Source organism: Micromonospora sp. URMC 107 (genome assembly GCF_051386315.1).
Lineage (GTDB): Bacteria > Actinomycetota > Actinomycetes > Mycobacteriales > Micromonosporaceae > Micromonospora.
In genome coordinates this window covers 1-21,170 of record NZ_JBPQTK010000111.1, presented here as the reverse complement: position 1 = coordinate 21,170, position 21,170 = coordinate 1, and the positions used below count along the sequence as shown (strand labels likewise).

Here is a 21,170-nt window from a genome sequence, read left to right as displayed (position 1 = left end):
CGGCCAGCCGGGCGAGGTGCTCTCGTTGCCGCTGGGCTCCTACCGGGCGTATCCCTGGAACGGCGGCCGGACGGCGCTCGACCCGCTGCCCCGCTACGTCGACGCCGACGTCCTCGTCGACGACACGCTCTGGGTGGGCACGAGCGAGGTGAGCGGGGAGAACCCGCGCGTCGCGCAGGTGCGGCGGGTGCTCGACGCCGCCGCCCCGGTGCGGGACACCGGGGTGCGCTGGGTGGTGGTGCAGCGGGTGGCCGGCGGGCAGCGGATGGACCCGGCGGCGTTGGTCGGGCTGCGCGAGGTCTACGCCGGCGAGGACCTGACCCTGTACGAGAACCCGGCCGCGCGCGACGCCGGTGCGCGGTGAGCCGTCGGCTCCCGCCGCGGGGCCGGTATCGATCGTCCTCGCGGCCCTCCCCACCGACGCTACTTGGTGGTAACGTCCCGCGCACGCAGCTCACGAGGAGGAAGTCAGCACCATGCGCAGTGCTCTCTCGTTGGTTCTCGCCGGAGTGATCGCGGTCGCTCTCGGCGTCTTCGGGTCGGTGGCGCTGGCCACCACCCTCACCGGCACCTCGTCGTCCGAGGCCGCCAAGGCCGAGCAGGCCGCGCGGACCAGCTCGGACGGCGGTGGCAGCGGCGCCAACAAGCCGCTGGTCTACGGCACGAGGTAGAACGGCTCCACCGGCTCCAACTGCTCCGCCGGCACCACAGCCCGAACGTTCGCGGCCCTCGTCACGAGGGCCGCGAATTTTTCGCCCGAGACCGGCCAGGTGAAGCGGGCCGCGTGCGCCCGCGCCGCCGTGCCCATCGCGGTGCGCCGGCCGTCGTCGGTCAGCAGCAGCCGCACCTTGGCGACGAAGTCGTCGACGTCGTCGGCGAGCAGGCCGGTCTCCCCGTCGACGAGCGCCTCCTCGACCCCGCCGGCGCCGCGGAACGCCACCGTGGGCGTGCCGACCGCCCCGGCCTCCACGATGGTCAGCCCCCAGCCCTCCTTGAGCGACGGGGTGAGCGCGACCCAGGCGCTGGCCAGCAGCTCCCGCTTCTCGGCGTCGCTGACGAAGCCGGTGAAGCGGACCCGGTCGGTGACGCCCAGCTCCTCGGCGAGCTGGCGCAGCTGCGGCTCCCACCAGCCCTGGCCGGCGACCACGAGGGTGAGCCCGGGCAGCTCGCCGGTGAGCCCGGCGACCGCGTGCAGGGCCAGCTCGACCTGCTTGTGCGGCACCAGCCGGCCGAGCACCACCAGGGACGGGTGCGGGGTGCGCGGGACCGGCCCGACAGTCATGTCGGGCGTTCCGTTGTGCACGATGGCGACCCGGGACGGGTCGATGCCGAGGGTGGCCAGCTCCTGCCGGGTGGCCGCGGAGACGGTGACGTACTGGCAGTGGCGGTAGACGCGCGGGGCGAGCCAGGACTCGACCCACCAGCCGAAGCCGGCCAGCCAGCGGCCCAGCACCACCGGCCACTGCTCGCGGTGCACGTGGTGCACCAGCGCGATCACCGGGCGGCGGGCGTACAGGGCGGACAGGAAGGGCAGGCCGTTGCCGACGTCGACGATCACGTCGGGGCGACCGCCCCGCCTGCGGGTCAGCGGCCCGAGGCCCCACGCGCCGGCCAGGTAGACGAGCGCGGCGCGCAGGTAGACGGTGTGCCGGCCGCCGCGCCGCAGCACCCGTACGCCGGCGGCGGTGACCTCCTCGGCGGGGCCGGCGGAGTGGGTGGCGCAGAGCAGCGTGGCGCGGTGACCCCGGCGCACGAGTTCGCTGGCGATCCGCTCGACGTACACCTCCGAACCGCCGCCCTCCGGGTTCCGGGTGTCGCGCCAGTTGAGGAAAAGTACGTGCCGGGTGGCGGCAGGCGGTGCTTCCACACTTACTCCTACTGCCGAGTAGTCTTCGCGTCGCGTCACACTATGGGCTTCGTCACGCCCCCCGCAATGCCCGATCGGAGGCGAAATGCAGCAGGCGCCGGCCCGCCCGGAGCTGACCGACCCACCGGACGCCACATCGAGAAGGGTGTGGCGTCTGCGCTTGGTCGCGGTCTGTCTCGGTTTGTCGGCCCTGGCGTTCCTCCAGGACCCGGGCATGATCGCCATCGACACGAAGGTGGACCTGGCGGTCGATCCAGCCGGATGGCTGAGCCGCGCCCTGCACGTCTGGGACCCGGACGGCACCTTCGGCCAGCTTCAGAATCAGGCGTACGGCTACCTCTGGCCGATGGGCCCGTTCTTCCTGCTCGGCGAGGTGCTCGACATCCCGGCCTGGGTGGTGCAGCGGCTCTGGTGGGCGCTGCTGATGACGGTGGCCTGCACCGGCGTGGTCCGGCTGGCCGAGCGGCTGCACATCGGCACGCCGGCCGCCCGCCTGCTCGCCGGGGTGGCCTTCGCGCTCTCCCCCCGGCTGGTGACCGAGCTGGGCCCGATCTCGGTGGAGGCGTGGCCGAGCGCCCTCGCCCCCTGGGTGCTAGTGCCCCTGGTGGGGCTGGCCCGGGGCGCCTCCGTACGCCGGGCGGTGACCCTGTCCGCGCTGGTGGTGGCGTGTGCCGGCGGCGTCAACGCGACGGCGGTGCTGGCTGTCGTGCCGCTGGCCGGTCTCTGGCTGGTCGGCCTGCACCCGTTCCGGCTGCGGATCAGGGCGCTGGTCGCCTGGGGGCTGGCGGTGGGCGCGGCCACCGCCTGGTGGCTGGTGCCCCTGCTGCTGCTGGGCCGGTACAGCCCGCCGTTCCTCGACTACATCGAGACGGCGCCGGTCACCACCGGGCCCACCGACATGACCACCGTGCTGCGCGGCGCCTCGCACTGGCACGCGTACCTCAACGGCGCGTACGGGCCGCCCTGGTCGGCCGGCTGGCGGCTGGCGACCGAGCGGCCGCTCGTGGTCGCCACCCTGGTGGTCGCCGGCCTCGGCCTCGCCGGCCTGGCCCGGCGCGGGATGCCGCACCGGCGTTTCCTGGTCACCGGCCTGCTGGTCGGGCTGGCCCTGGTCGGGCTCGGTCACGTCGGCGCGGTCGACGGGTTCGGCGCCCAGACGCAGCGGGACTTCCTCGACGCGGCCGGCGCGCCGCTGCGCAACGTGCACAAGTTCGACGTGGTGCTGCGGCTGCCGCTCATCCTCGGGCTCGCCCACCTGGTCGGGCTGGTGGCGCGTGCGGCGCGTGCGGCCGACCGGCCCGACCTGAATCCGGGCCTGCCCCGCCTGCTCCAGCCGGTGCGGCTGCGTGCCACGCTGGTGACCGGCACCGCCCTCGTCGCGGTCGCCGGGGTGGCCGCGCCGGCGCTGGCCGCCGGGCTGCCCGCCCAGGGCAGTTTCCGGGAGGTGCCCGGCTACTGGCACCAGGCGACCTCCTGGCTGGACCGCAACCTCGGCGACGACCGGGTGCTGGTGGTGCCCGCCGCCCGTTTCCCCCGCTACCTGTGGGGCAGCCCGAGCGACGAGGTCACCCAGCCCCTGCTGGAGAGCCCCTGGGCGGTGCGCAGTTCGGTGCCGCTCACCCCGCCGGGCACGATCCGGCTGCTCGACGCCGTCGAGTCGGCGCTGGCCAACGGCGAGGGTTCGGCCGGGCTGGCCGACCTGCTCGCCCGCTCCGGCGTGCGGTACCTGCTGCTCCGCTCCGACCTGGACTACGGCCGCTCGGGGGCCACCCAACCGGTGGTGGTCCGGCAGGCGCTGCAACGCTCGCCCGGCATCCGCCCGGTGCGGGCCTTCGGGCCGGAGGTCGGTGGCGGCCAGCTGCCCGGCAACTTCGTCGACCACGGGCTGGACGTGAAGGTCCGGGCCCTGGAGGTGTACGAGGTCGCGCAGCCGGTCAGCCCCGTCGTCGCGTACGACGCGAAGGGCCTCACCACCGTGGTGGGCGGGCCGGAGTCGCTGCTCCAGATCGCGGCGGCCGGCCGGCTCTCCGACGCCCCGACGGTGCTCGCCGGGGACCGGCCGGCGGGGCTGGCCGACGGCCCGGTGGTGCTCACCGACGGGATGCGCCGGCGCGAGGTCGCGTTCGGGCAGCCGCACGACAACGCCTCGGCGACCCTGACGTCCGCCGACGAGGCGAGGCTCGGCGCGCCCGCCCGGGACTACCTGCCGTCGTGGGGCGAGGACCAGGCCACCACCGTGCGCTACCTGGGCATCGAGTCGGTCACCGCGTCGAGTTCCTGGTCCGACGCCCAGCCGCTGGTCGGCGGCCGGCCGGCGCACCAGCCGTACGCGGCGCTCGACGGCAGCCTCGCCACCGCCTGGCGCTCGGCGCCCGGGACGGTCACCACCGAGCAGTGGCTCCAGGTGGAGCTGACCGAGCCGCAGGTGGTCCGCGAGGTGGGGCTCACCTTCGACACCGGCGCCGACTCCCTGCCCACGAGGATCACCGTCAGCGCCGGCAACCAGCAGGCGGTGGTGGAGAACCCGGGCCAGAGCGTGCAGGTCACCGTGCCCGCCGGCTACCCGACCCGCCGGGTGCGCGTCTCGATCGACCAGGTCTTCGACATCCGGGCCGGCTTCGGCGGCGTCGGCATCGCCGAGATCACCATCCCGGGTGTGCGGGCCGAGCGGACCCTGGCGGTGCCGGCACCGCCGGCCACCGCCGCCCCGGCCGCCGTGGTGCTCACGGCCGCCGCCGGCGCCTCGCCCTGCGTCTTCGACGAGGGCCGGCCGATCTGCGACGGCGGGCTGGTCCGGGAGTCCGAGGACGGCGACCGGATCGACCGGACGCTGAGCCTGCCGGTCGCCGCCGGCTACGACGTGGCGCTGCGGGTACGCCCCCGTGCGGGCGGCGCGCTGAACGCGCTGCTCGACGGCGGGGGCGCGGCGGCCGTCACGCGCGGTGTCAGCCCGGTGGTTGCCGCCTCCAGCGTCGGCGTCTCCCACCCCGCGGCCCGGCCGGGCGCGGTGGTCGACGGCGACCCGGCGACGACCTGGTACGCCGCCAGCTCCGACCGGCAGCCGTGGCTGCGCCTGACCTGGCCGAAGACCCGCCAGATCGCCGGGCTGAAGGTGACCCTGCCACCCACGGCGGCGGCGGCCCGTCCGTGGCAGGCCACCGTGATCGGGGACGGCGGCATGCGCGGCGGCGTCTTCGACGAGGGCGGCAGCCTGGTCTTCGACCGGCCGCTGACCACCGACGAGATCACCGTGCTGATCTCCGACGTGGTGCCGGCCAACACCTTCGACCCGTACCGGCGGTTGTCGCAGAGCCTGCCGGTCGGGGTGGGCGAGCTGATCGTGTTGCCCGACGGCCCGGTGCCCCGCCACGACCCGGCGGCCCGCGTCACGCTTCCCTGCGGCACCGGGCCCACCGTCGAGGTCGGCGACGCCTCGCGCCGTACGGCCCTGGTGGCCAGCCGGCGGGAGCTGGTGGAGCTGCGCGAGGTGGACGCGGTGCTCTGCGGCGCCGGCGCGAAGGATCCGCTGCCCCTGGCCGGCGGCGAGGTGCGGGTGGTGGCGAAGGCCAGCCGGCTGGCGATGCCGACCCGGCTCGTCCTCACCCCGGACGCCGTGGTCCCGGGGTCCGCCGACGGCAGCGCGGCCGGCCCGGCGGGCGTCGCCGGCTCGGCGGAAGCGGCGGACGTCGTGCAGACCCCGGTCCGGGTGGACGGCTGGTCGGCCACCAGGCGGTCGCTGCACCTGGACGGGTACCCGGGTCGGCGGGTGCTGGCCCTGCGGGAGAACGCGAACGCCGGATGGGAGGCCACCGCCGGCGGCGAGCGGCTCACCCCGTTCGTGGTGGACGGCTGGCAGCAGGGTTGGCTGGTGCCGGCCGGGTTCTCCGGTGAGGTGCGGCTGCGGTTCGCCCCGGACGACGGGTACGTCCTGGCGTTGGGCGCCGGCGCGATCCTGCTGGGCGGGGTCGCGGTGGCCGCACTGCTGCCGACCCGGGGCGTCCCGGCGGCGGCGGTGGGGCCGGCGCGTCGCCGCCGGCACCGGCTGCTCGCCCTGATGTTCGGCGGGGCGGCGCTGCTGCTGGTTGGCGGCCTGGCCGCGGTCGCGGTCGTGCTGCTCGCGGCGGCCGGCGTGGTGGCCGGTCGCGCGCTGGAGCCGCGCCTGCCCGCGCCGGACCGGCGTGGGCTGCGCCGGGTGTACGGGCTGGTCGGGCGCTGGCTGCCGGTGGCCTGCTTCGGGCTGGCCGGCTGGTACGCGGTGACCCGGGGCGGGCACACCGACGCGGCACCTCAGCTCGCGGCGGTCGCCGCCGCGACGGTGCTCTGGCTCTCGCTCGTGCTCCCGAGGCGGCGCGGCCAGGGGCCGTTCCAGCGTTGGAAGGGACGCTCGACGGCGTAGTAGCTGATCGCGGCGAGGACCAGCCCACCGGCGACGGTGAGCAGGAAGATCTCGCCCGTGTCACCGGTGAAGTTCGGTCGGTCGCCGACGACGTAGACCCCCTCCAGCACGAACGGGTGCCAGAGGAACAGCCCGTAGGACACCCGACCGAGCCACCGGCCGACGACGCCACCGAGGACGGCCTTGGTGCGGGTGGCCGGCCCGAACGCCACCGGCAGCACCACCATCACCGCCACCAGGGCGTACAGCGCCATCTTCAGCCCGAACTGGGCGGCGGTGGGTTCGGCCAGGTCGCGGGGCCCGACGACCGGCGTGGTGGCGACGGCCAGCGCGGCCAGCGCGACCGACCAGCAGGCGAGCGGCGCGGCGCCGAGGTCGTCCAGCCACCGCCAGCGGTCACCGGTGCCGGTGCGCAGCGACACGTGGACGGTGGCCAGCGCCATGCCGGCGCCGAACCAGCCGGCGTACGAGGGCAGCCACATGGTGTGCAGGCCCAGGTCGAGCAGGCCGAATCCCATCAGGGCCACCCAGCCGGCGGTGATCGCCAGCCCCGCCGCGACGATGAGGACGGTGGACCGGCCGGGACGCCAGCGCCGCCGGAGCAGCAGCAGGGCGAGCAGCGGCAGCAGCAGGTAGAAGGCCGCCTCGGTGGCCAGGCTCCAGGTCTGGCTCAGGCCGTGGCGCAACTGCCGGGGCTCATAGATCTGGGTCAACGTCAGGTGTCGCCACCAGTCGCCGGCGGCCGTCGGCTGGTTCTGCGGCAGCACCAGCAGGCAGACCACCACGGTCAGCCAGTACGCGGGCAGGATGCGGGTCGCCCGACGCCACAGGTAGCGCCGGGCGGAGGGGCGCCGCTGCCCGGTGGCGGACGAGTGGGCGTACGGGCGGAAGAGCAGGAAGCCGGAGAGCACGAAGAAGACGGCGACGCCCACGTCGAGGCGGGACAGCCAGCTGCCCAGCCCCGAGTCGCCGGTGTTCGCACCGGTGGCGAACCCGACGTGGTGCCCGACGACGGCCAGCGCGCCGATCACCCGTACGGCGTCCAGCGCGGGCAGTCGGTGGAGGTCGTGATCCGTAGCTGGGGCAGACATCAACCGTCCAGAGGGTCGCGTGAATATGTAACCCGGGAGTAACCTGCGGCCAAGTTTAGGGACACGACCGCTCGCCGGACACCGGCTGACTGTCTTTGTTGGGAGGAATCAGTGAAGGCTCGTCTGGGCGCCGTGCTGTTCGGGATAGGCGTCTTGTGCCTTGTGCTCGCCGCGGGAGCGGCGCTGTTCGTGGCACCGACGGTGACGAAACTGCCGTACGACCTGAAGCTGTGCAACGCGGAGAACAAGCCGGAGGGTTGCCTGAAGCCGAGCGTCGCGGTGGCGGAGAACGCCAAGTTCCTGCAGCTCAAGAAGGATGCCCCGCCGACGGTGCAGACCGGCACGCTGGAGGCCACCACCGAGGTGGCACCGCAGGCCGGCACCACCGAGGCGGAGATGACCGGCGACCTGGAGGGCAAGGCGGTCGTCTGGGGCGCGTACGGCACGGTCAAGTGGGTCCAAACCGGCGAGGTGATCAGCCAGTACTCCGCCGAGCTGGCCCTGGACCGGTCTAGCGCCGGCGCGGTCGGCTGGGACAAGCAGTTCCTCCAGACCGACGGTCCGGAGGGGCCGAGCGAGGTCACCTTCGGCGGGCAGACCTACAAGTTCCCGTTCCACACCGAGCGCAAGGACCACGAGTACTTCGACCGTGACCTGCGCAAGGCGCTGCCGATCCGGTTCGACGGCACCGAGAAGATCAACGGCACCGAGGCGTACCGGTTCCGGCAGGTCATCGAGGAGACCGACCTGGGCATGCCGGCCGAGCGGGTCGGTGGCCTGCTCGGGGCGTTCGCGCCGGGTGCGACCAGCGGCAAGGTGATGTACGGCAACACCCGCACCATCTGGGTCGAGCCGGTCAGCGGCAACCTGGTCAAGGTGCGGGAGCAGCAGAAGAAGACGCTGGTGCCGGACCAGGGCGCGCCCGTCGCGCTGCTGGACGCCGACTTCGTCTACACCGACGAGACCATCGCGAACAGCGTCGAGTCGGCCGGTAAGAACCGGGACAAGCTGCTGCTGATCGGGCGGACCATCCCGCTCGTGCTGACGGTCGTCGGCGCGCTGGCGCTGCTCGTCGGGCTCTGGCTGGTGCTGGCCGGACGCCGGGCCACCGCCGCCGCGCGGCACCGCGCCGCCGACGGGGACGCCGACGCCACCACGGCGCCCGCGCCGCGGACGTCGTCCGAGCAGGTCACCTCCGGGGCACCGGTGCGCGACGGCGAAGCCGGACACCGGTAGCGGACCGTCGGGCGGCGTCCGTGGTGTGGGCGCCGATCGCCGACAACCAATGACAGGCCGCCACCGTCGCCCCCGTACGCGGGGCGACGGTGGCGGCCTGTCGCGTAGGCGGGGGCGGCCGGCCTCGTTGTTACTGAACCGTGACCTGGCCGGGTCCTCGTCACTCACGGTTGTCGCCGGGCGGCGAGGTGCTCGGTTTGCGGAAAAATCATTGATATATACCGATACTGCCGGGGATCCTCCTCGCGAAGCTCGGCTACTGAGCGTCATGACGGTCTTCGTGGCCGGCGGCGCGGCTCTTGTGGCGTACGCCTCGGCGGGGGCATCATCGGGCACGGTCATTACTCGTCGGTAACCGTGACGGCCCGAGTGCGGGCCCGACCCCGTCCCCTCTGGTCCCGGCAGGAGGCGTACGTGACGACCGCCCATCCGCTGTCCGACCGGCGCGGCCGGTACCGCGCGGCGTGGCACGGCTTGCACCGCCGGCGGGGGGTGCGGCCGGGCCGGGGCGGCTCGTTGGCCGATCCCCGGCCGTACGTCGTGCCGCCGGTGCTGCTCGGCCTCTTCGCCGCCCTGGCGCTCGCCGCGCCCGGCCCGACGCCGGTGCACGGTGCGGCGCTGCCGACCCCCGCCTGCCCGACCCCGGCTCCGGGCCAGGGCGGAACGGCCACCCCGACCGCCCCACCTACGGCCACCCCGAGCGTCCGACCCACGGCCACGGCCACGGCCACGGATCGGCCGGCGGCTCCCGACCCGCCGTGCGCGCCGGCCAGCCCGACGCCGAGCCGGCCCGGGCCGGTGGCGACGGGCAGGCCGCTGCCGCGGGTCGACCCCGATCCGGGGCAGCCGGTGGTGGCGCCGGTCCCGTCGCTGCTCACCGGTGCGCAGGTGACCATGACCGGGCTGCGTTTCGAGGGCGTCGTCGACCTGCCGACCGCCGACGGCAGCCTGCGGGCGTTGAAGTTCACCATGGAGCAGGCGGTCACCGACGACTTCCTGCTCCGCTCGCCGGGGCCGGCCGGCACGACGATGCGGTTCGCCACGGACCGGCTGACGGTGCGGGGGGACGTCGCCTTCTACGCCACCCGGTTCGTCGGGCGGCTGCTCGGCGTCAAGATCACGCTGACCCCGGACCTGCCTCTTCCCGACGGACTGCCGATCACGTCACCGGTGCCGGTCACCTTCACCGACCCGGCCATGGAACTGGCGTTCGTCCGCAGCGGCACGCTGACCGCCCAGCCGGCGCTGAAGCTCACCCTCTCCTGACCTCACTGCGCGCCACCACCCGGTGCGGGGCCGGTGTCCCTCCGGCCCCGCACCGCAGATCTCAGAGGCGGGCGAGCGCCTTGCGCAACGGGTCGAGCCCCAGCGAGCCGAGGTCGAGCGCTTGGCGGTGGAACTCCTTGAGGTCGAAGTCGGCGCCCTTGCGGGCCTTCGCCTCGTCACGGGCCTGGAGCCAGATCCGCTCGCCCACCTTGTAGGAGGGGGCCTGCCCCGGCCAGCCGAGGTAGCGGTTCAGCTCGAAGCGCAGGTTCTCGTCCGGCACCCGGCAGTGCGCCCGCATGAACTCCCAGCCCAGCTCCGGGGTCCAGCGCTCGCCCGGGTGGAAGCCGAACGGGTTGTCCTTCGGGATCTCCAGCTCCAGGTGCATGCCGATGTCGACGATCACCCGGGCGGCCCGGAACGCCTGGCCGTCCAGCATGCCGAGCTTGTCGCCCGGGTCCTCCAGGTGGCCCAGCTCGTCCATCAGCCGCTCCGCGTAGAGCGCCCAGCCCTCGCCGTGCCCGGAGACCCAGCAGAGCAGCCGCTGCCAGCGGTTGAGCAGTTCGGCCCGCACGGCGGTCTGGGCGACCTGGAGGTGGTGACCCGGCACGCCCTCGTGGAAGACGGTGGTCACCTCGCGCCAGGTGGAGAAGTCGGTGACGCCCTGCGGCACCGCCCACCACATCCGTCCGGGACGGGAGAAGTCCTCGCTCGGGCCGGTGTAGTAGATCGCGCCGTCGCTGGTCGGGGCGAGGCAGCACTCGATGTGGCGTACCTGCTCCGGGATGTCGAAGTGGGTGCCGTGCAGGTCGCCGATGGCCTTGTCGGCGAGCGCCTGCATCCAGTCCCGGAACGCCTCCTTGCCCCGGATCGTCCGGGCCGGGTCGGCGTCCAGCGCCTCGACCGCCTCGTCGATGGTGGCGCCGGGGCCGACGATCCGGCCGGCCACCGTGCGCATGTCGGCCTCCAGCCGGGCCAGCTCCTCGAACCCCCAGGCGTACGTCTCGTCGAGGTCGACCTTCGCGCCGAGGAAGTACTGCGAGGCCAGCTCGTAGCGCTCGCGACCCGCGGCCTGCTTCTCCCGCCCGAGCGGGGCCAGCTCGGTGCGGAGGAACTGGCCGAACTCGGCCGTCGCCGCGGTCGCCGCCGCCGCGCCCCGCCGCAGCTCGGCGCCGAGGGTGCCGTCGGCGCCCAGCCGCTCGACCAGCCCGTGGAAGAAGTTGTCGCCGTCCGGGTCGACCCAGATGTCGCACTGCTTGGCGACCTCGATGAGCTGGACCCGCGCGCTGACGTGGCCGGCGGCGGCCGCCTCGCGCAGCGTCGCCTTGTAGCCCTCCAGGGTGCCCGCGAAGCGGTTGAGCCGGGCGGCCACGTTGGCCTTGGCGTCGTCGCCCTCGGTCGGCATCAGGTCGAAGACCATGCGGACCTCGTGCAGGCCGCTGGAGATCACGTTGACCTCGCTGCTCGCCTCGCCGGCGTCGTAGCGGGCGAGGTCGAGGCCGAGTCGCTCCTGCATGGCCTCCTTGGCCGTCCGCTCCGCCTCCGACTCCGGCTCGGTCACGTCCAGGTCGGCCAGCGTCCGCCGGATCAGCTCCGCCCGGGCCGTGTAACCGTCGGGCGACAGGTCGTCGAGCTGGTCGTCGTGGCCGGCGATGCCGACGTAGGTGGCGCCGATCGGGCTCAGCGGCGCCCACTCGGCGACGTACCGGTTCGCGAGGTCATCGATTCGTCCCACACTGCGACCCTACGTGAGGGCACCGACGGGTTGTCGAACGCGTGCTGCGTGTTCAGGGCAGCAGGTCTGCGGGGTCGAAGTCGATCGGGAACGGCAGGTCGGCCGAAAGCCGCCGACCGCTGACCGCCCTGGCGACGGTGTCGTAACCGCCGAACTTGCCGAGGGTGAAGAGCTCCGCCTGGGCATGCCCCAGCCGGCGGGAGAGTTCGACCCGCAGGAAGTACGGCACCCGCCCCTCCGCGCACCGCATCGGCTTGTCGACGAAGTCCTGCCGGCGGCTGCCGGGCGAGACGAACTCCACCGCCACGCATCGGGTAGCCCCGGCAACGGGAGGTATCGGTCGGCGAACTGGGTCGTCCACATGCCGTCGAGGTCGACGAGCGGGTCGACACGCATCGGCATCGCCAGGCGTGCACCTCCTCGGGGTGGTCAACGCGCCGCCAGCGTAGGCGTTTCTGTGGTGGTCGACACGGCGTGGAGAAAGTCGCGGGACATCGTCGTACGGCTGCGGCAGAGTGTCAGGGGTGACAGTGGATTCCACTCCTGACCGGGCGGCGCTGCGGAGCTGGCTGCCCGGGTTCCTGGCGCTGGCCGCGATCTGGGGCTCCAGCTTCCTGTTCATCAAGATCGGCATCGGGGAACTGCATCCGCTGCACCTCACCCTCTACCGGGTCGGCGCCGGCGCGCTGACCCTGCTGCTGGTGCTCGCCGTGCTGCGCGACCGGCTGCCCACCGAGCCCCGGGTCTGGGCGCACCTGACCGTGGTCGCCGCGTTCGGCGTCGCCGTGCCGTTCACCCTCTTCGGCTACGGCGAGCAGCGCGTCGAGTCGATGCTCGCGGGCATCTGGAACGCCACCACCCCGCTCATCGTGCTGCCGCTGGCCGTGCTGGTCTTCCGCACCGAGCGGCTGACCGCACGCCGGGCGGTCGGGATGGCGCTGGGCTTCGCCGGGGTGCTGGTGGTGCTCGGCGTATGGCAGGGGGTGGGCGGGGCGCACTTCACCGGGCAGCTGATGTGCCTGGGCGCGGCCGCCTGCTACGGCGTCGCCATCCCGTACCAGAAGAAGTTCGTCGCGGGCAGCGCGCACTCCGGGCTCTCGCTCTCGGCGGCACAGTTGCTGATCGCGACCGCCCAGCTCGCGGTCGTCGCGCCGCTGGTGGCGGGGGCGCCGCCGGCGCCGACCGGCCTCTCGGCCGAGGTGCTCGCCAGCGTGCTGGCGCTCGGCGCGCTCGGCACCGGCCTCGCCTTCGTCATCAACCTGCGCAACATCCGGGTCGCCGGGGCGAGCACCGCCTCCACCGTCACCTACCTGATCCCGGTGTTCGCGGTGCTCATCGGCGCCCTGGCCCTCGACGAGCAGCTCGCCTGGCACCAGCCGGTGGGCGCGCTCGTCGTGCTGCTCGGCGTCGCCGTCTCGCAGGGCCTGATCGGCCGCCGGCCCGGGCCCGCCAGCATCACCGAGCCGTCCACGGCCGCTGCCACTGCGGCTGCCGCCGTGCCTGCCGGTGGCGTCGTGCCGGCCGCTTCCCCGGTGCCGCCGTCGTCGCCGCGAGCCGTCTGAGTCGTCCGCGCCGTGCCCGCCGTCCGTGCCGTGCCGGGTGGTCGCGCGACGGGGGCCGGTGACGGCCGGGCGCAGCGGCCCGGCGCTCAGCGGGTGGCGTGGTCGCGTGCCCAGTCGACCAGCCGGTCGGCGTCCCAGGTGTTGACCACCCGGTCGGCGGGCACCCCGCACAGCGCGGCGCGCTCGCAGCCGAACCGCTGCCAGTCGAGCTGCCCGGGGGCGTGCGCGTCGGTGTTGACGGCGAAGTGGCAGCCCGCCTCCAGCGCCCGGCGGATCAGCCGCTTCGGCGGGTCCTGCCGCTCCGGGCGCGAGTTGATCTCGACGGCCACCCCCCGCTCGGCGCAGGCGGCGAAGACGGCGTCCGCGTCGAAGTCGCTCTCCGCCCGGGTACGCGGCCGGTGCGCCCGGTCGCCCGGCCCCTTCACCCCGGCCGGCCGGGACGACACCATCCGTCCGGTGCAGTGGCCGAGGATGTCCAGGTGCGGATTCGCGATCGCGGTCAGCATCCGCCGGGTCATCTTCGCCCGCTCGTCGTTGAGGCCGCTGTGCACCGAGCCGACCACCACGTCGAGCCGGGCCAGCAGCTCCTCGTCCTGGTCGAGCGACCCGTCGGCGAGGATGTCCACCTCGATGCCGGTCAGGATCCGGAAGCCCTCCGGCAGCGCCTCGTTGACCTTCGCCACGTGGTCGAGCTGCCGGCGCAGCCGGTCGGCGGTCAGCCCCCGGGCCACCTTCAGCCGGGGCGAGTGGTCGGTCAGCACCACGTACTCGTGGCCCAGCTCGACCGCCGCGAGCGCCATCTCCTCGATGGGGGAGCCGCCGTCGGACCAGTCGGAGTGGGTGTGGCAGTCGCCGCGCAGCGCGGTGCGCAACGCGGTGGCCGCCGCGTCCAGGTCGGTGCCCTCCGTGGCGAGCAGCCGGCGCAGGTAGACCGGCTCCTCGCCCGCGAGTGACTCGGCCACGCAGCGGGCGGTGACGTCGCCGACCCCCGGCAGTTCGGTGAGCTTGCCGGTGCGGGCCCGCTCGGTCAGTTCCCTCCCCGGCAGCGCGGCGAGGGCCGTGGCCGCCGACCGGAACGCCCGGACCCGGTAGGTCGCCTCGTTCGCCCGTTCCAGGAGGAACGCGATCCGGCGCAGGTCGGCGATGGGGTCCCGGGCGCTCATGCCATGGAAAATACGCCTCCGCGCCGCCGGTCGTCGCCACGACCGACGGCGCGGAGGCTCACGGGATCAGGCGTGCGGCAGCTTCACCAGCGACCGGTCGCCGATGCCGAGGGTGGTCGGGTTGTTTCCGATCGCCGACCAGACCTCCACCTTCACGGTGCCGTTCGACAGGTTGCCGAGGGCGCCGGTGGCCGAGTGCAGGCCGCTCTGCTGGGTGTAGCGCTCGTATCCGGGAACCGGGTCGGTGGCGAAGTAGCGGTACGTCTCCACCCGCTCCCAGCTGCCGTTGCCGGTCAGGTCGTAGGAGATGCGCACCTGCACCCCGTTGCCGACCGCGTTGCCGGCGTCGAGGAACAGGTCGAACGTGGTCTGCCCGCCGGCGTACGCCAGATCCAGGCCCGTCGCGGTGAACACCTGCGGGTTGGTCGGCGTGCCGTCGCGGTTCGCGCCGCCCGCGCCGGCCACCGTGGCGGTCGCCGGGCCGCCGGCCGCGGCCAGCCCGCCGCCGTCGTCGGCGGGGTGGTCGTGGGCGGCGTCGTGCCCGTGACCCCACCGGTCGCGGTGCCGCCGCTCCAGGTGTACGCCCCGCTGGTGGCCGTCTTCCCGGCGGGCACGTCGAGCCGGGTGCCGTCGGAGAACGTGACCGTCAGCGGCGCGGCGGTGATGTTGCTCGCCACGTAGGTGCGCGCGCCGTTGCGCTGGAACACCGCCGAGAGCGGGTGGTTGGCCGTGACCGCGGTGTGCACCGTCCCCAGGGCGGCGAGGTTGCGGATCCAGTGGAAGGTGTGCGCCCGGCTCTCGCCCTCCTCCGGGGTGTACCCGGGGTTGGCGCGGAGCTTCGCCAGCGCCGCGTCCGGGTCGCCGAGCGCCAGGAACTGCCAGTGGATGTCCTGCCACACCGTCGGTTCCCCGCCGTTGTTGCGCACCAGCTCCTGGTAGTTCGCCCGGTTGGACGCCGGGTGCTGGCCGAGATAGAGGTGCCCGCCGGTGATCGGGAGCATGTTGATGCCCTGGATCATCTCCGGCTCGGCGCTGAACCAGGTGGCGTACGCGCCGCCGTCACCCCAGACCATGCCGACCGTCGAGTGCCCGAACGCCGCCGGGTAGTTCTCGTTCGTCACGTCGAACCAGTACTCGTGGATCGCCGCGGCCTGCGTGGTGTGGATGAAGATGCCGGCGTCCCGGACGGCGGTGTTGCCGGTGGCCTGCCCCCACTGGATGAGGGCGTTGGCGAAGTTCATCCCCTCGGATGAGGACTCCTGGTTGTTGCCGGCGTGGAACGAGCCGTGTCCGGCGGCCCAGTCGTGCCCGGCGTAGATGTCGAAGTCGCGCAGGTACGGGAAGCGGCTGTCCGCGCGGTCGTAGTTGTTCGCGTCCCGGATCAGCAGGTCGATCATGCCGCCGTACTGGTCCTGCCGGGCCCAGGCCGGGTCGAACTTGGCCAGCGTGGCGGCGGCGGCGATGTAGTAGCCGTAGTGGAAGTGGTGGTCGTTCAGCTCCTGGTCGGAGCCGTAGGAGGCCGGGTAGCCGATGAGGGTTCCCCAGTTGCGGTCGTAGTGGAAGACGCCCTCGGTCTCCCCGGGCGTGGCGGTGAGCCAGTCGTTGAGCGTGCTCCGGATGGCGTTCAGCGCGGCGGTCCGGGTCTCGGCGTCGCCGACCTGGTCGGCGATCTCGGCGATCCGGGCGGCCCGGCCCAGGCCCTTGCCCGTCCAGTAGGTGTCGCCGCCGCGCTGGTCCATCGGGTTGCCCCGGACCGCCGCCAGCTGGCTGCGCAGCGTGGTCAGGTCCGCCCCGGTGCCGGTCGCGACGGCGGGGACCTCCGGCAGCACCCCGTGGAACTTCATCGAGGTGCGGAACGTGTCGACGCCGGCGAGCACCTTCATCCGGCCGCGCGCCGACGGGTAGGTGAGCGTCAGCGGGGTGGAGCCGGTCAGCGACCGCCACTGGTGCGGGTAGAGGCTGACGACCGTCCGGTTCGCGGTGCCCTCCCGGGCCGTCGTGGTGACGGCGTACGTGGTGGTCACGGTGCTGGTCGCCTGGTCGTAGGCGTACGAGACCCGGGTGCCGGTGACGTGCGCGTGGGCGTACCGGCCGTAGGTGGTGGCCAGCTCGGCGCGCGACGCGGCGTCGGTGCTCGGCGTGGTGGGCAGCAGGGCGACCGAGAAGTAACCCCGGCCGGCCAGGTTGGAGGTGATCCGGCCACCGTTGACGGACCAGCTGGCGCCGGTGGGCGCGTACGCGACGTAGTCGTGGCCGCGGACGGTGAAGCCGATCGTGGCGCCGCTGTTCGACCAGACCGTGGCGCTGCCGCCGGTGGCGTTGATCAGCGCGTCGCCGCCGGTGGTGCGGAAGTACGCGAACGGCAGACCGTGACCGATGGTGGCGCGCATGGTCCGGGCGCCGTCGTTCCAGTACGGGGTGACCGTCCAGTCGGTCCAGCCGTCGACCTTGACGACCGGGGCGCCGAGCGCGGCGACGCCGACCCGGATGTCCTCGGAGTACGTGTACTTGAACTCGCCGACGCCGGTCGCGGTGCCGCTGACGGTGGGCGTGGAAGTGGCCGAGAGGCCGAGGCCGTCGCCGAACGGCTGGTAGGAGACCGGGTGCGCGTGCAGCGGCTCGCTGTAGGAGCAGTTGGTCCGCTTCCACAGCAGCGACGACCACCAGTCGTTGGTGGGGATCGGCCCGGCGGGCGCGTCTGCGGTGGCGAACTGCCGGGGGTTGGTGGTCATGTCTCCGCAACCGGTGGGCAGGGGGCCCACGCGGTCGGTGGTGTAGCTGCCGGCGCCGACGGTGGCGGCCTGGGCGGGGGTGGTGGTCACGACGGCGAGGCCGCCGAGGGCGAGGGCCAGGGCGGAGGTGGCCGCCACGGCCCAGGTGCGGCGTGTCGCAGGAGGTGTCACAGTGCCTCCGGTCGGGGAGCGCCGGTCGGGGACGGGCGCGGTCTGCGGGCGAATTGTGCGGAAAGTTGCCTCAGAGAGCGCTCTCTTGCAGCGGGACGCTAGCCCAGGGCCGAGACTTCCGTCAATGTTTCCGAGCTATGAAGCGCTGATGACGACAAACGGGAGCGTGTCGTCAGTCGGTCGGCGGCGCCTTCGGACAGCCGTGCCGGCGGTGCCAGGCGGCCACCTCGACGGCCGGTTCCTTGTTGCCCTTGCGCCGCCACGAGTTCAGGTACGGCGCCGGCCACACCACGCCCCGCCGGATCCACCAGCCGTCCCGCCCGGTGCACGGCGGGGAGATGCCGAAGTGCAGGTGGCAGACGTTGTTCGCGTTCCCGGTCCGGCCCACCTCGCCGAGCCGCTGCCCGGCGCGCACCCGCACCCCGGCATCGACGCCGTCGGCGATGCGGCGCAGGTGCGAACCGTAGTAGCGCACCCCGTCGTCGCCGAGCAGCGACACCGACAGCCCGCCGTTGTGCGGCCCCCGCGGCCCGCGCTCGTCGAACCGGTCGACCCGGCTGACCTCCAGCAGGACGCCGTCCGTCACCGCCACGACCGGCTCGCCGCAGTCGGCGAAGATGTCCGTCCCCGGGTAGGCCGAGTGGGTCGGGTGGTAGGCGACCTTCGTCGCGCGTACCGGAAAGACGTGCGGCAGCCCGGCGCGGGTCGGCGCGGCCGACGGGCCGGTCGGGGCGGCGGCGCCCGTCGGGGTGGTGGCGCCGGTCGGGGTGACGACCGGCGGCGCGGGCTGCCCGGCCGTCGCCGGCAGGCTCGGCCGGGGGGCGCCGGGCGTCGTCCCTGGCCGGGTCGTCGCGCAGCCGGCGGCCAGGACCGGCACGAGCAACAGCAGGACCGGGTACGCCGGGCGTGCGCGGCGTCCGATCGTCGGCGAGGGCATCCGGTCATCCTGACAGAGTCGGTACGGTGGGACGAGGTCCACGCAGAGGGGAGGGTCGGTGACGACCGGACGGTACGCCTTCCCGCCCGAGCCGGACGCCGCGTTCCGGCCGGCGCCCCGGGTCCCCTCGGGGCTCTTCCCCTCCGGGCCGCCGTCGCGGCCCACCTACCGCGAACCGCACCCGGTCACCGGCGCGGGCGTCGCGTCCGGCGCCGCTCTGGCGACCGTGTGGCTGCTCCTGTTCGGCCTGCTCGGCCGCGGCGTGTCCGGGTACGCCTGGTGGACGCTGCTGGCCGGCGGGCTGGCCTGGCTGGTCGCGCTGCTGCTGGTCCGCGCGGGCGACCGGGGCGTGGCCACGGGGGTCGCGATCGTCACCGCCGGCGGGTGGAGCATCGCCGCCGCCATCGTGGCGGTGCGGTGGGCGTCGAGCGGGGACTGGCCGCTCTGGTGAACGCCGCCCGACCCGTCCGGCCCTGGTTCCGGCGGGCCCGTGGCTGCGCTGCGTCGCCGGCCGGCTGCGCAGCGAATCCCGCCTTGACGTGGCCGCCCGAACTCGGCACCCTCGGCGTTATGGCCTGGACCACTCCGCGGCTCGATCCCGAGCGCAGCCGCCGTCGCCAGCAGCTCCTCGCCGAGTTGGCGGGCGCCCGGGCGGTACGCCAGCGCGTACGGCCGCAACGGGTGCGCACCGAGCGGCTGCGGGAGCTGATCGCCACCCGCCGCCGGGTCGCCGGCTGACGACCGGCAGACTTTCCCCAGGATTGACCGGCCCTTCGGGGCGTTGACCGGTCGCCTGCCGACCCGACCGGCTAACGTGCACGCGTAACGGGTCGGCCTGCCGAGGCTCTTTTGGGGGAACCGTGTCGTACTTCGCTGCGGCCGTCGTGCGTGACGACACCGGTTGGACGGCCGCAGAGGTGAACCTGCGGGGTGTCACCGACATCGAGGACGTCGCCGACCGGCTGCGCGACGTCGACTCCGACGCCGACCTGTCGCTGCTCTTCGTCGAGGCGGACGACACGTACCTGGTGATCATGCGCCTCGACGAGGGGGAGGACCTGCGGGTCTTCGGCTCGGACTCGGCCTACGCGGAGGAGTCCCGGCTGGGCGCCCTGCTGGTCGGGGACCTGAAGACCTCGGTGACCGGGCTCGACGACACCGAGGAGCCGCGCCCGTCCGGCCGCGGCGACGAGGACACCGAGCAGCCCGCCGTCGATCCCGAGGCCGACCCGGTCGGCGAGGCCGACCTCCTGGCCGACCTGGGCATCTCCGCGCAGAAGCTGCTCAACCTCTGCGCGCGGGAGGGCATGATGCCGGCCGACGTCACCGCCGAGGTGTGCCAGGTGCTCGGCTGCGCCGACGAGGTCGAGGAGCTGCGTGAGGTCTGAGTCGGCCGGGCCGGGCCGGGCCGGGGCGGGCGGCGCCGAGCCGGCCGACGCGACCGACCCGGCGCTGGGCACCGTACGCCCCGGGCAGCCGACGCCGGGCTCGGCGGGCCGGGTCGGACCCGGCGCCCACGAAGGGCTGGCCGATCCGGACGGAGCCGGCCGGCGGCAGCGGCACGAACGGTGGATGCGCCGGGCCCTGGAGGTCGCCGTGACCGGCCCCGACAGCCCCGACGACTCCGACGACATCCCGGTCGGCGCCGTGCTCTACGGGCCGGACGGTGCCGAACTGGCGATCGGGCGCAACGAGCGCGAGCTGACCGGCGACCCGACCGCGCACGCCGAGGTGCTGGCGCTGCGCCGCGCCGCCGAACGGCTGGGCCGCTGGCGGCTCGACGGCTGCACCCTGGTCGTCACCCTGGAACCCTGCACGATGTGCGCGGGCGCGCTGGTGCTGGCCCGGGTGTCCACCGTGGTCTTCGGCGCCTGGGAGCCCAAGACCGGGGCCGCTGGCTCGCTGTGGGACGTGCTGCGCGACCGCCGGCTCAACCACCGGCCGGAGGTCTACGGCGGCGTCCTGGAGTCGGAGAGCGCCGCCCTCCTGCGCGCCTTCTTCCGCTGACCGGCTCAGGCACCCGACGTGACCGTGGTCACGAAGCCGCCCCGCCGTCCGTGGGGACGACGGGGCGGTTGCCGGAAGGAACTCAGGCGACGATCGTGTCCAGGGCGATCTCGACCATCTGGCTGAAGGTCTGCTCACGCTCCTCGGAGGTGGTCTTCTCGCCGGTCTTGATGTGGTCGCTGACGGTCAGCAGGGTCAGGGCGCGGGCCTTGAACCGGGCGGCGATCGTGTAGAGCGCCGCCGACTCCATCTCCACCGCCAGCACGCCGTAGTCGGCGAGGCTGTCGTAGAGGTCCGGGCGGTCGGTGTAGAAGGCGTCCGCCGCCAGGATCGGTCCGACCCGCATCGCGATGCCGCGCCGCTCGGCCACCTCGACCGACGTACGCAGCAGCCCGAAGTCGGCCACCGGGGCGTAGTCGATCAGCCCGTCGAAGCGCATCCGGTTCATGTTCGAGTCGGTGGACGAGCCGATCGCGGCGATCACGTCGCGCAGCCGCAGGTCCTCGGTCAGGGCCCCGCAGGAGCCGACCCGGATCAGGCTCTTCACGCCGTACTCGTTGACCAGCTCGTGGGCGTAGATCGAGGCGGAGGGCATGCCCATGCCGGAGCCCTGGACGGAGACCTCGACGCCGTTCCAGCGGCCGGTGAAGCCCAGCATGCCGCGGACCGTCGAGTAGCACCGCGCGCCCTCGAGGTAGGTCTCCGCGATCCACTTGGCCCGCAGCGGGTCGCCCGGCATCAGGACCCGCTCGGCGATCTCTCCCGGCTTCGCGCCGATGTGCGTACTCATGGCAAGGATCCTGCCAGGCCGCTCCGGGGCGTACCGGTTCGGCGTCCGAACCCGTGGTCATGTACCCTTCTCGGCGGTGGCGTGTCCGAGTGGCCTAAGGAGCACGCCTCGAAAGCGTGTGAGGGTTTACGCCCTCCGCGGGTTCAAATCCCGCCGCCACCGCCATTGAGATGCGATAACGCCCGGCAGATCCGCAAGGATCGACCGGGCGTTTCAGCTC

The 21,170-nt window shown here is 73.9% G+C and carries 17 protein-coding genes, 1 tRNA gene and 1 pseudogene; 11 read left to right on the top strand and 8 right to left on the bottom strand.

The annotated features are described in order from the left end of the window. Both ACSNN9_RS22095 and ACSNN9_RS22090 read left to right on the top strand, forming a co-directional pair. A pseudogene (locus ACSNN9_RS22095) lies at positions 1 to 364 on the top strand (hypothetical protein); the annotation flags it as partial. 112 nt (positions 365 to 476) lie between these two features. Then, positions 477 to 671 (top strand): hypothetical protein, encoded by a 195-nt coding sequence (locus ACSNN9_RS22090; RefSeq protein ID WP_358088606.1) that lies wholly within the window; start codon positions 477 to 479, stop codon positions 669 to 671. On the opposite strand, the gene ACSNN9_RS22085 is transcribed toward ACSNN9_RS22090, so the two are convergent. After that, positions 656 to 1,867 carry a glycosyltransferase family 4 protein gene (locus ACSNN9_RS22085; protein WP_436675174.1) on the bottom strand — a complete coding sequence of 404 codons (1,212 nt, stop codon included), beginning with the start codon at positions 1,865 to 1,867 and terminating at the stop codon, positions 656 to 658. The two genes, ACSNN9_RS22090 and ACSNN9_RS22085, sit on opposite strands and share 16 nt — an antisense overlap. 85 nt (positions 1,868 to 1,952) lie before the next feature. Here ACSNN9_RS22085 and ACSNN9_RS22080 point away from each other — a divergent pair, with 85 nt between their 5' ends. Further along, positions 1,953 to 6,263 (top strand): alpha-(1->3)-arabinofuranosyltransferase domain-containing protein, encoded by a 4,311-nt coding sequence (locus ACSNN9_RS22080; RefSeq protein WP_436675173.1) that lies wholly within the window; start codon positions 1,953 to 1,955, stop codon positions 6,261 to 6,263. Here ACSNN9_RS22080 and ACSNN9_RS22075 read toward each other — a convergent pair. Continuing rightward, on the bottom strand, positions 6,155 to 7,354 hold the full coding sequence (locus tag ACSNN9_RS22075; protein WP_436675172.1) for an acyltransferase family protein: 1,200 nt from the start codon (positions 7,352 to 7,354) through the stop codon (positions 6,155 to 6,157). The genes ACSNN9_RS22080 and ACSNN9_RS22075 overlap by 109 nt on opposite strands. A 111-nt stretch (positions 7,355 to 7,465) precedes the next feature. Here ACSNN9_RS22075 and ACSNN9_RS22070 point away from each other — a divergent pair, with 111 nt between their 5' ends. Further along, a complete protein-coding gene (locus ACSNN9_RS22070; protein ID WP_436675171.1) occupies positions 7,466 to 8,590 on the top strand; it encodes a DUF3068 domain-containing protein in 1,125 nt (374 codons plus the stop codon). Positions 8,591 to 9,004: 414 nt separating this feature from the next. Continuing rightward, positions 9,005 to 9,856 carry a hypothetical protein gene (locus ACSNN9_RS22065; RefSeq protein WP_436675170.1) on the top strand — a complete coding sequence of 284 codons (852 nt, stop codon included), beginning with the start codon at positions 9,005 to 9,007 and terminating at the stop codon, positions 9,854 to 9,856. Positions 9,857 to 9,917: 61 nt separating this feature from the next. Here ACSNN9_RS22065 and ACSNN9_RS22060 read toward each other — a convergent pair whose 3' ends face one another. Together ACSNN9_RS22060 and ACSNN9_RS22055 are read right to left on the bottom strand one after the other, a co-directional pair. Continuing rightward, entirely contained in the window at positions 9,918 to 11,588 is a 1,671-nt protein-coding gene (locus ACSNN9_RS22060; RefSeq protein WP_436675169.1) for a DUF885 domain-containing protein, read from the bottom strand. 52 nt (positions 11,589 to 11,640) lie between these two features. Further along, a complete protein-coding gene (locus ACSNN9_RS22055) occupies positions 11,641 to 11,889 on the bottom strand; it encodes a hypothetical protein (protein WP_436675168.1) in 249 nt (82 codons plus the stop codon). A gap of 223 nt (positions 11,890 to 12,112) precedes the next feature. Between ACSNN9_RS22055 and ACSNN9_RS22050 the strand changes: the two genes are divergently transcribed. Then, positions 12,113 to 13,150, top strand: coding sequence for a DMT family transporter (locus ACSNN9_RS22050; protein WP_436675167.1), 1,038 nt, complete (start codon positions 12,113 to 12,115; stop codon positions 13,148 to 13,150). A gap of 86 nt (positions 13,151 to 13,236) precedes the next feature. Here ACSNN9_RS22050 and ACSNN9_RS22045 read toward each other — a convergent pair whose 3' ends face one another. The 3 genes from ACSNN9_RS22045 to ACSNN9_RS22035 all read right to left on the bottom strand — a co-directional run bounded on the left by ACSNN9_RS22045 (position 13,237) and on the right by ACSNN9_RS22035 (position 18,153). Beyond that, positions 13,237 to 14,313 carry a PHP domain-containing protein gene (locus ACSNN9_RS22045; RefSeq protein WP_436675166.1) on the bottom strand — a complete coding sequence of 359 codons (1,077 nt, stop codon included), beginning with the start codon at positions 14,311 to 14,313 and terminating at the stop codon, positions 13,237 to 13,239. A gap of 293 nt (positions 14,314 to 14,606) precedes the next feature. Further along, positions 14,607 to 17,216 carry a glycosyl hydrolase gene (locus tag ACSNN9_RS22040; RefSeq protein WP_436675165.1) on the bottom strand — a complete coding sequence of 870 codons (2,610 nt, stop codon included), beginning with the start codon at positions 17,214 to 17,216 and terminating at the stop codon, positions 14,607 to 14,609. A gap of 172 nt (positions 17,217 to 17,388) precedes the next feature. Then, complete coding sequence (locus ACSNN9_RS22035) at positions 17,389 to 18,153, bottom strand: M23 family metallopeptidase (RefSeq protein WP_436675164.1); 765 nt, start codon at positions 18,151 to 18,153, stop codon at positions 17,389 to 17,391. Between the two features lie 58 nt (positions 18,154 to 18,211). On the opposite strand from ACSNN9_RS22035, the gene ACSNN9_RS22030 reads away from it, so the two are divergent. The 4 genes from ACSNN9_RS22030 to ACSNN9_RS22015 all read left to right on the top strand — a co-directional run bounded on the left by ACSNN9_RS22030 (position 18,212) and on the right by ACSNN9_RS22015 (position 20,160). Beyond that, positions 18,212 to 18,604, top strand: a complete 393-nt coding sequence (locus ACSNN9_RS22030) for a hypothetical protein (RefSeq protein ID WP_436675163.1) — start codon at positions 18,212 to 18,214, stop codon at positions 18,602 to 18,604. Positions 18,605 to 18,723: 119 nt separating this feature from the next. Beyond that, positions 18,724 to 18,891 (top strand): hypothetical protein, encoded by a 168-nt coding sequence (locus ACSNN9_RS22025; RefSeq protein WP_357877863.1) that lies wholly within the window; start codon positions 18,724 to 18,726, stop codon positions 18,889 to 18,891. A gap of 122 nt (positions 18,892 to 19,013) precedes the next feature. Further along, complete coding sequence (locus ACSNN9_RS22020; RefSeq protein ID WP_436675162.1) at positions 19,014 to 19,541, top strand: tRNA adenosine deaminase-associated protein; 528 nt, start codon at positions 19,014 to 19,016, stop codon at positions 19,539 to 19,541. A 136-nt stretch (positions 19,542 to 19,677) separates the two neighbouring features. Then, a complete protein-coding gene (locus ACSNN9_RS22015; protein WP_436675175.1) occupies positions 19,678 to 20,160 on the top strand; it encodes a nucleoside deaminase in 483 nt (160 codons plus the stop codon). Between the two features lie 82 nt (positions 20,161 to 20,242). Here ACSNN9_RS22015 and deoD read toward each other — a convergent pair whose 3' ends face one another. Further along, a complete protein-coding gene (gene deoD / locus ACSNN9_RS22010; RefSeq protein ID WP_436675161.1) occupies positions 20,243 to 20,950 on the bottom strand; it encodes a purine-nucleoside phosphorylase in 708 nt (235 codons plus the stop codon). Positions 20,951 to 21,025: 75 nt separating this feature from the next. Here deoD and ACSNN9_RS22005 point away from each other — a divergent pair. After that, positions 21,026 to 21,115: transfer RNA gene (locus ACSNN9_RS22005), tRNA-Ser, on the top strand. Positions 21,116 to 21,170 lie beyond the last annotated feature (55 nt).